Source organism: Crocosphaera sp. Alani8 (genome assembly GCF_038442745.1).
Taxonomy (GTDB): domain Bacteria; phylum Cyanobacteriota; class Cyanobacteriia; order Cyanobacteriales; family Microcystaceae; genus Crocosphaera.
The window spans coordinates 1-7890 of sequence record NZ_JARVCN010000158.1; the positions used below are offsets into that span (position 1 = coordinate 1).

General features: G+C 42.8%; 3 protein-coding genes and 2 pseudogenes. 2 read left to right on the forward strand and 3 right to left on the reverse strand.

What is annotated here, in order from left to right; all coding sequences use genetic code 11:
* Nucleotides 1-52 precede the first annotated feature (52 nt).
* A pseudogene (locus P9B04_RS10780) lies at nt 53-172 on the forward strand (transposase); the annotation flags it as partial.
* Nucleotides 173-339: 167 nt separating this feature from the next.
* On the opposite strand, the gene P9B04_RS10785 reads toward P9B04_RS10780, so the two are convergent.
* The 3 genes and pseudogenes from P9B04_RS10785 to P9B04_RS10795 form a co-directional block, all read right to left on the reverse strand.
* Nucleotides 340-5691: a Calx-beta domain-containing protein gene (locus tag P9B04_RS10785; RefSeq protein ID WP_342054995.1), complete on the reverse strand. Its 5352-nt coding sequence runs from the start codon at nt 5689-5691 to the stop codon at nt 340-342.
* A 157-nt stretch (nt 5692-5848) separates the two neighbouring features.
* Nucleotides 5849-6475 (reverse strand): annotated as a pseudogene (locus P9B04_RS10790) (sugar transferase); the annotation flags it as partial.
* Between the two features lie 122 nt (nt 6476-6597).
* The gene (locus P9B04_RS10795) at nt 6598-6798 is read right to left on the reverse strand and encodes a hypothetical protein (RefSeq protein ID WP_342054996.1); all 201 of its coding nucleotides are present in this window, start codon (nt 6796-6798) and stop codon (nt 6598-6600) included.
* Nucleotides 6799-7508: 710 nt separating this feature from the next.
* Between P9B04_RS10795 and P9B04_RS10800 the strand changes: the two genes are divergently transcribed.
* On the forward strand, nt 7509-7841 hold the full coding sequence (locus tag P9B04_RS10800; protein WP_342054997.1) for a hypothetical protein: 333 nt from the start codon (nt 7509-7511) through the stop codon (nt 7839-7841).
* Nucleotides 7842-7890 lie beyond the last annotated feature (49 nt).

The window sequence follows — 7890 nt, forward strand, 5'->3', positions numbered from 1 at the left end:
GCCTCTTTTCGTCATCTGGTAAGGCTTTCAGGTATTCGTGTCCCCACGCCAGCTTAACAAGATATATTGGAAAAAGGTTTTATGGAATGAGTCTTATTTTATTGCTTCATGTGGTGGTGTTACTATATCAGTTCTTAAAAAATACATTGAAGGACAAGATAAGCCCCAATAAATTATTTGTAAAAAGGGAGGGCATCGAACCCTCCCTTTTTACCGCCTATCATCCCGACACTAAAACATCGGGGGTACTCACCTACGGTTTGATAAATCCCCCTCGTTTATAGTGCGGGGCTTCTCGGCGGTTAGCTAAAGTCCAAAGCCTCTGGTAAGTGGTTACACTTACACTGAAACAATCTCGATGCCTGAGACCCAAGGATTCCCGTCACTGCCGTGGAGTAATTCTATGTTTAACTCTCCATCTTCGATAGTTTGGGTATGAGACACCACAACACCCTTGTTTGTCTTCCCTCCTGTTAAGGCAGATATATCGATGTCGTCCAGTGAACTCGGTACAGCTCCTTCAATACCAATGTCAAAGCTCCGGAAGCCAATAGCCCCAAAACCCCACCACTCCATGAGGAGGAATCGGACCTCCACCGTAGTCCCCGATGGTACGTCAAAGTCATAGGTGATGTTGGCATCTGATTTATCTGGATCAAAGCGAACAGTGCGGTACATGGTATCCAGGTCAGCTCCTGCTGGGATGGTGGGACTACTCAGATCCACGTTACCACCCCTCGGTCCATTAGTCTTGGTGTTGGTGTTGGTTAGAAAGTCACCATCGTTGACCCAGGGAATGTCCCCATCTGGAGCGGCAACTGTCTCTCCTCCTACATTGAGTCTGTAGAGAACCCCAGATGAAGACTGTTCATCATCAACAATAATAGCTTCCCCCACTGATTTTCCCAAAGCCACAACTTCGTTAGCACTAGGGTTGCTCAAGCTAATTGTGAAGCTTTCATTAGGATCCAGCTCGCTATCGTCAAGAATATCGATGGTAACGGTTTGGCTAGTACTATTAGCAGCAAAAGTTAATGTGCCACTGGTGGCGGTGTAGTCGCTCCCTGCTGTAGCTGTTCCATCACTGGTGGCATAATCAATAGTAAATTCTTGGTTAATGGCTTCAGAAAGACTTACGGTAAAGGTAGCTGTCCCATCCTGTTCTGATACGACAATGTCATTGATGGAAATGGGAACCGGTGCAGGATCGTCGTCGATGATTGTGACTATTCCTGTTCCCCCATTCTCAAGAACCGCTTCTCCAACTAAGTTGCTGAGAACCACCTCAAAGCTTTCATCTCCTTCAAATAGGGCATCTGGATTTATGGGGACGCTAATGGTCTTCTGTTGTTGTCCCGCCTCAAATACTAATGTTCCACTGGTTGCGGTGTAGTCGCTTCCTGCTGTTGCTGTGCTGTCACTGGTGGAATAATCAACTTCTATCTGGTTACTCAAAGCTTCTGAGAGACTTACTGTTACGTCAGCAGTTCCTGCTACTTCGTTCACCTCTAAATTGGCGACAGAGACAGTGGGTGGAGCTTCGCCGACGTTAATAATTTCAATGCCTGAGATCCAAGGATTCCCGTCACTGCCGTGGAGTAATTCTATGTTTAACTCTCCATCTTCGATAGTTTGGGTATGAGACACCACAACACCCTTGTTTGTCTTCCCTCCTGTTAAGGCAGATATATCGATGTCGTCCAGTGAACTCGGTACAGCTCCTTCAATACCAATGTCAAAGCTCCGGAAGCCAATAGCCCCAAAACCCCACCACTCCATGAGGAGGAATCGGACCTCCACCGTAGTCCCCGATGGTACGTCAAAGTCATAGGTGATGTTGGCATCTGATTTATCTGGATCAAAGCGAACAGTGCGGTACATGGTATCCAGGTCAGCTCCTGCTGGGATGGTGGGACTACTCAGATCCACGTTACCACCCCTCGGTCCATTAGTCTTGGTGTTGGTGTTGGTTAGAAAGTCACCATCGTTGACCCAGGGAATGTCCCCATCTGGAGCGGCAACTGTCTCTCCTCCTACATTGAGTCTGTAGAGAACCCCCAGATCAGCAGGAGATTGATCGTTGTCAGTAATAGTTGCTGTCCCTGTTCCTTCTCCTTCAAGAATCTCCGCTGCACCAGACACATTGCTGAGATTAACAGTGAAGGTTTCGTTGCTTTCTGTTTGATTATCATCAGTAATGTCAACAGGAATTGTTAGTGTTTGAGTGCTGGTATTTGCCGAAAATACAAGGGTTCCACTGGTTGCTGTATAGTCATTACCGGCAATCGCTGTTCCGTTTGCACTGTTATAATCTACGGTTACTTCTTCGTTGACTGGGCCCGATAAAGTTACAGTAAAAGTTGCTGTTCCATCGCCTTCATTAACAATTATGTCGTTAATCGAAAGTTCAGCAAGTTCTGTTGGTGTTAGTGAATCGTTGTCAATAATGGTGGCTGTCCCTGTTCCTTCTCCTTCAAGAATCTCCGCTGCACCAGACACATTGCTGAGATTAACAGTGAAGGTTTCGTTGCTTTCTGTTTGATTATCATCAGTAATGTCAACAGGAATTGTTAGTGTTTGAGTGCTGGTATTTGCCGAAAATACAAGGGTTCCACTGGTTGCTGTATAGTCATTACCGGCAATCGCTGTTCCGTTTGCACTGTTATAATCTACGGTTACTTCTTCGTTGACTGGGCCCGATAAAGTTACAGTAAAAGTTGCTGTTCCATCGCCTTCATTAACAATTATGTCGTTAATCGAAAGTTCAGCAAGTTCTGTTGGTGTTAGTGAATCGTTGTCAATAATGGTGGCTGTCCCTGTTCCTTCTCCTTCAAGAATCTCCGCTGCACCAGACACATTGCTGAGATTAACAGTGAAGGTTTCGTTGCTTTCTGTTTGATTATCATCAGTAATGTCAACAGGAATTGTTAGTGTTTGAGTGCTGGTATTTGCCGAAAATACAAGGGTTCCACTGGTTGCTGTATAGTCATTACCGGCAATCGCTGTTCCGTTTGCACTGTTATAATCTACGGTTACTTCTTCGTTGACTGGGCCCGATAAAGTTACAGTAAAAGTTGCTGTTCCATCGCCTTCATTAACAATTATGTCGTCAATCGAAAGTTGAGCTGTTGGTGTTACTAATACATCTTCAGCAAAAACTTCTATCCCTTTAAAAGTAGCTGAAAAAGTATTTGCTTGGGGCTGGCCGGCGTTAGTGGAGAAAAGTCCAACAGCCAGTCCCGTGGGTGCAGAATCTCCTGGTGCTGTATAGTTCCCTTGGATAACATCCCAGACGTTTGTTCCTGTTAAGTTAGTTGGGGTTCCGATTATGGATTGACTACCCCCATTGGTCTGATAAGTTACTTGAGGAATGAATGTCCCCAGTGTACGATCAATTTCTAACCCAAACTCAATCTCAGCCCCTAAAAACAGTTGACTTTCAGTAAAGATATTGTCTGCTTGTAGAAATTGATTTTGTATTCCTGTATCATTATTCTCAAGAAAAACTTGGATTTCTCCATCGGGTCGGCCAGGAGTTGCGACAATTTTGAGGTAATTACTTTGATCTCCCGTACTTAGATAACCACCAATTTGTTGAAACTGATCGTTAAAGGTAGAATTGGGATCTCCTGCAGGGTTATTAACCGTCCATTTGACCGTAAATATTTCCACATCTGGGTCAATGGTTAATCCAGTATGAAAGAGAAATTCACCATCGTTGTTTCCTGTAAAAGGATCACCATTGGAAACTTCTTCAATAACTACTGTACCGCCCCCGGAAGCTGTGACAAACTTAACATTACCGAAGGATGTATTATTCTCAAGATCGTCAACTCCATTAATCAATAATCCTGTTAGTCCTGCGGCATATCCCCCCGGCCCTGGTAAGTTTCCATCCAGATCCTCATCGAGATCCCATTCTAGGGTTTGTCCTGGAGACAAAATAACATCACGACCGTTATTCGCATCGCGAATAAATGGATCAACAGCATTATCAAGGCCATCATTATCAACATCGAGATCTGGTCCAAAGTCAATGTTTGTGGGTTCATAAACGACAATTTCTCCCCCAAATAGTGAGGCAACCCAAAGCGTACCGTCTGGCCCTTCTGTAATATCGAGTGCGCTAGAAATCCCATCGATGATAGTGTAAATTCCGTCTTCTGACAACATAATGTCATCATTAGTCCCAAGCTCTTCATCGTCCCCTGGATCAATTAATGGTTCTAGGGCAGATCCATCATTATTAAGGTTAAGAACCGTGACTTGACCAGACAAATCTGTAGCGATTAGGGCGTCTTGTAAAGCACCATCAAAAGCATTACTTTTGTACTGTATAACCCCATTGGTGGAGGCGAATTCCTTACCAAGCGTGGCGATTGGCAATTCAATGCCTGATGTTTCATCGGCGTTTTTAGCTAATACGGTAACACCTGACTGTTTCAGACGGTCTGGATCATCTGTGAACTTACTGGGGTGGATGAGAAATCCCTCTGGAATATCAACTCCTATGGGGACAAGGGCAGAAATATCGGGAACAGAGTTGACTGATAAAGATGGATCAGGAATGCCATTACCTAGACCGTCAATGGCATAAACAGTCCAGGCTAGGTCTTGATTGGAACGAGTTGGATTACCATGACCGTAGTAGCCACCGTCTATCAATCGGAAAAGAGGTTCGTTATCCCCTGCTCCTTTTGCAACAATAGTGTTGGTTGCTTCTCCTGCACCTGGCTCGCCGGTAGTTATTCCCGCCGCATCAACGGGAGACGCTCCTACATTTACGTTGGAGCCATTGTCAATAGTAAAAATCCCATTAGTGGTTCTAACAAGGTCGTAATTGTTGCGCAGGCCATCAGCAAAAATTCGTAGGGGTGCGTCTGCTGGTAAAACAGCCTGGTTAAGTCCATCGTTTCCACCCCAAGGCCCGGCTGTGTCTAGACCGTTGGCATCTTCTCTTACTCCATCATTAGGGATGTTCGGATCGTCAAGAGTTGGTAAATCGTAAACATACTGACGAGATGTGTTGTTTTGTCCACCGTTGGGATCGGTGAGGATGGGGCGTTGTTCTATATCTGCGAGGTCAATTTCTAGAACACTTGCTGTTAGGGCATATTCTGAGGAAAAAGCAAAGAAGGCCGAAGGTGCGCCGTTGTTTGTATTACCTCCGACATTCAAAAGCAGCTTTGTCCCATCTGCATTGAGTGATAGACCATTAATCGAGTGGCTTTCTTCAGAACGAGGCAATCCTCTAACAATGTCTAAGGCTTCCCATTCAGTTCCTGTCCAGGTAACTCTGGTGACAACCCCTGAGTTGGTGTCGAGGTTTTTGTCTTCTTTCGCCGCACGACGAGGATCAGCAGAAGACACGTAAAGCACTGGATTATCGGCTGTGCCTGCTACAACAAGACCCGTAACTAGGCGGTTTTGTTCATTTAGATTGACTGTTCCATCGTCATTGTGATTAAGAATTGATTTGACAACGTCTTCACCGTTTGGAAGGGTTAATTGTTCTGTATCGACTATGATATATTGCCCGTTTTCATTTTTCTCCACTGTGAAGGCATTAATTATTCCTATGATTGACGTTGCATAAAGTCGTCCATCGGAACCAAATTGAACATTTGTGGGTCTGTAAAAATTAGTACCATCGTTGATGCTTCCAATCTGATTGAAGTTAATATTAGCCATAGTCGTTTTGAGATAAGTAATAGGTAAAACAATGGGTTAAGATTCAACGTGGGAACTAAAGGTTTTATAAGGGAACTACTAGATAAAGTTAGTGAATAAGATTAGTGGCAAACTAATTAAAGCTCGCCAAGCATTAAAAAGTTTAGTTAGGGTGTCTTTAGTAAGCACTAACTTTTTTAGTGATTAAAACCAAAACAGTTTTGACGATGAGTTGGACATCGTATATAACACTCCATTTCTTTTGATAGTCTAGATCTAAGTTAAAAACTTCCTCGAAAGAGGATACGGATGAACGCTTACTGACTTGCCATTCTCCTGTTATCCCAGTTTTCACTCTTAGTCTTTGCCAGTCTGATGGTTGATACTGGGCAACTTCATCAAGGGTTGGGGGACGAGTTCCCACTAGACTCATGTCTCCTTTTAGTACATTCCAAAATTGAGGTAGTTCGTCCAGACTGGTTCGTCTTAGAAAGGCTCCGACTCGAGTTATTCTAGGATCACTATCATTTTTAAAAAATGGCCCATCAACTTGATTTTGTACAGAAAGTTTAAGGTTTTCTGCATCGGAACACATGGTGCGAAACTTAACAATACGGAAGTGTTTTCCTAGCAAAGTACACCGAGTTTGTGTAAAAAATACGGGACCTGGACTATCAATGACAATTGCCACTGAAATGGGAATTAATAGTACGGCTAAAATAGCTAGGCCGATTAAACTCCCAACAATATCAATGAAACGTTTTATCTTACATTCAGCGGAAGGATGAGCGTCTAAAAAATCATTGATAATGTGAGATTGATTAACAAGATTCTGCATAATCGTAAAAAAAGTGGAGGTTCACAAACTCAAAAGCAAAGAAGTACCAGAAAAGTAGACAATGTTCAAACTCAATAATAAAGAAGTTTTTAATAGTCTCTATCGACTTGTTGTAAACTAGTAACTTGCTGAGATTGATTAACTGCTAAATTAAAGTCTTTCCAAATTTGCATCACGATTTGTAGCTGCTGAATAGAAAGGTTTTCTGAAGCTTGTTCAGCTTTCGATTCAGCTACTCCGTGTTTGATAAGTTGGCTCTTGTACAGGTTTCTAAGGTCGACTAACATCATGGTGAAATACTCCCAATAAACAACAGTTATGGTAAGAAAACTAAGGTTACTTAGTCTGCTCAAGCAATGAAGGATTCAAGGATTCTACCTACGCTAACTAAGGTATATACTGTAGCTAAAGTTGGAGCTAAGGTGCCTTTATGGATCAATATCTCCACGCCTGGGGACTACTACGTAAGTCTTAAAGCTTGTTAGAAATAAACAAAATCATCAACTGTCAAACTGAGATTTTGTGGGTGCTACTTAACAGGAGTAAACATCGGCTACTTATTCGAGTTTTTTGCTTTATCGGTAAAAAAAGGTAGAGCAATTCCCCTATTCCAAGACTCGGAAACGCACTCTGTGGTGTCTGTCTCTCGTCGCCTATAGCCAGAAGGCTAGAGAAGAGGTGATAGGTGATTATCTATCGTTACTCTAGATGATGATATCTAAATACCTAGTATTTACTTATGTAACGCCAACCACGTTAGAACAAGCTTTCAAGCTTGTCAAGCATTTAGTAGAAATTTTCAATATTGCCTTTTCTCAGAGGAAAACTGACTCTAAAACTAACATCAAAACTAACATTAAAGCCAACACGACACCACTAACATGGAATATATGCAAGGCAAATAAAGTAATCAAGCCAACCGAGTATGCCAAATAGAAGAAGTCGAAGGAAAAAAACAACTAAATTTTACTGTCCCCACTGTTCTAGTTGGTTGTGGAGGATGGGAGGGCCTAAACATTTTCTTTTTTATGAAGGAACAGCAGAAATTCAACAAGGATTTAAACTTCCTCTTAAAAAAGCCAAATTTTTAGCCAAACAGCAACCTATTTGCGTGAATCAGAACGTTTGGTTAGAAGAGTTTTTTTGTGAGAGACACGGAAAAATGTGGTTACTGATATCTCGTTCCCAACAAGGAGAAATTACCTCCCGTCCAGCAACAAGAGAAGATTGGAACCGAACCAGTAATACTTTTAACCCAGATAGGCCCAATTGTTCTGTAAGTGATTTTACCTGTCGGATGAGTCGTGGTAGTTCTCTTAGACTGATTGAATGAAGCTTCTCAAAAAGTCTGGGGGGACTCGCCGAAAGTTAGGGGACAAAGA